Origin of the sequence: Nocardia sp. AB354 (assembly GCF_049538315.1) — a bacterium.
Classification (GTDB): domain Bacteria; phylum Actinomycetota; class Actinomycetes; order Mycobacteriales; family Mycobacteriaceae; genus Nocardia; species Nocardia nova.
In genome coordinates, this window is sequence record NZ_JBMVFU010000059.1 from 1 (window position 1) to 1,997 (window position 1,997).

At 66.0% G+C, this 1,997-nt stretch carries 3 protein-coding genes; 1 reads left to right on the forward strand and 2 read right to left on the reverse strand.

Going from position 1 to position 1,997, the window contains the following annotated elements:
* The coding region (locus ACPCUW_RS35055; RefSeq protein ID WP_423429683.1) for a C40 family peptidase at positions 1 to 379 on the forward strand (379 nt) is incomplete at its 5' end.
* Between the two features lie 7 nt (positions 380 to 386).
* Here the strand turns inward: ACPCUW_RS35055 and ACPCUW_RS35060 are convergent.
* Together ACPCUW_RS35060 and ACPCUW_RS35065 are read right to left on the reverse strand one after the other, a co-directional pair.
* Positions 387 to 1,289: a transglycosylase SLT domain-containing protein gene (locus tag ACPCUW_RS35060; protein WP_423429684.1), complete on the reverse strand. Its 903-nt coding sequence runs from the start codon at positions 1,287 to 1,289 to the stop codon at positions 387 to 389.
* Positions 1,290 to 1,612: 323 nt separating this feature from the next.
* Positions 1,613 to 1,997: transglycosylase SLT domain-containing protein (locus ACPCUW_RS35065; protein WP_423429685.1), on the reverse strand; the 385-nt coding region annotated here is incomplete at its 5' end.

Genomic DNA, 1,997 nt, shown 5'->3' on the forward strand with positions numbered 1-1,997 from the left:
GAAGACGGCGTCCGGGACCTCGGCCAAAGCGCAGCAGGCGATCCAGACCGCGCTCAACAAATTGGGTTCGCCGTATGTCTGGGGAGCGGAGGGGCCCAACCAGTTCGACTGCTCCGGTCTCACCCAGTACGCGGCGAAGTCGGCAGGAGTCAACATCCCCCGGACTGCGGACGTGCAGTACCAGCAACTACCGAAGGTGGCGCCGAGTCAGATCCGGCCCGGCGACCTGATCTTCCCCGATTCCGAATTCAACAATGGCAGCCCGGGGCACGTCATGATGTACATCGGTAACGGTCAAGTGGTCGAGGCGCCGCATTCCGGGGCCGTGGTGCGGGTGCAACCGCTGCCCAAGAGCTTTCACGCCAGCCGTTGGTCCTGACCGGCTCTCAGTAACCGACGTACGAGCCGCCGCCGTGCAGATTGGCGACGCCGGGCACATTGCTCACCGAACCGTAGCGGTCGATGGAGTACCGCACGCCGGCGATGATGTTGTCGACCGGATTCCAGATATCCCGATGTCCTGGGAGCGCGTACGCGTTGAACGTAGAATCGATCGTCTGCATCAAGCCTTTCGACGGATGACCGGCCACGGCATTGCTGTCCCACAGGTTGATCGCATGCGGATTGCCGGAGGATTCGTGGGCAATGATCGTCGCGATGGCGCCCGGATCGATCCGGCTGATGTCATATCCGTTCTGCGCCAGGACCTGTAGCGCCTGGTTGATCCACACGCCGGTTTCCCCGGCGGGCATGGCCGACGGAGGTCCGGACGATCCCGCACCGCCCACACGGTGGACCGCCCTGGTCGGATGCGAGTCCTGAACGTACTTGGCGGCCAGTGCTTCGATTCGCTGTGAGTCCAGTGCTGCCGCGATCCGGCTGTGGTCCACCGTATTTCCGGCTCGCGCCAGTGCGTCGCCGAGCGTGACCATCACCTGCCGCCGGCCGGCGGCGGTATTGCTCACCGGCCCGAGCGCGGTGAGCGCGGCGTCCACCTCGGCGATGATCGCGGCCATGGTGGCCCGGCCGCGCGCGCTGGTATCGACGGTGTCGCCGAGGACCCGCGACAGTTCGGCGTTCAGATCGCCGATCGCACTGTCACGTTCGGCGCGAGCGGTATTGCTCGCTGCGTAACCGGAGCCCAGGCCGCCGTCCCAGGCGATCGGTCCGGTCGGCGCGCCGTTGCCGGTCATTGGTGGTGCGTAGGGTTGTCCGGTGTCGGCGGTCGGCGTCCCGGAACCGAAGCCGGCCGCCATGGTGGTCAGGCTGGTGAGGGCCGCGATGGCCATGGGCGTCGAGGCACTGTGGGCGGCAAGGATATCCGAGTGGACGGCGGGCGCGGCGGCGGCGGGTGCGGACCGAGCTTGCGCGATAGCTGATGCAGCCGAATCATTGGTCGCGGCAACAGGTTTCGCTGCCGTCGGTACGGCCGGTCCGGGTGTCGGGATTGCGCTCGGACGTCGGCTTCGTCGTTCGCGTCGATCGGCCGGCGTGGTCGTCGCCGCACCGGGCCGGGTCAGCGTCCACTCGTCGGCGGGATCGTCCACACCCGACAGGTGCTCACCGGATTTCGATCTTCGAGGTTCGGGTGCGCGAGGCTGAGTCGGAGCCATCAGTACCCCACATAGGCCTGGCCGTTGCGTACCGCCTTGACGCCCGGGACATTGCCGACGGATCCGTAGCGGCTGATCGCATAGCGGACGCCGGCGACGATATTGTCCACCGGGTCGTAGATGTTCGTGTGGCCCGGCGCCGCATAACTATCGAATGTCGGCTGAATCGTCTGCATCAGGCCCTTGGACGGCGTGCCTTTGGCGGCGTTGCTGTCGGAGTTGTTGGTGGCGGTGGGATCGCCGTTGCTTTCGTAGTGGATGATGATCGCGATCGCCTCGGGATCGATACCGCTGATGTCGACTCCCATACCTTTCAATACCTGCAGCGCCTGCTGAATCCATTGGCCCACAGTGCCTCCCACGGTCTTGCTGCCCGAGCCGCCG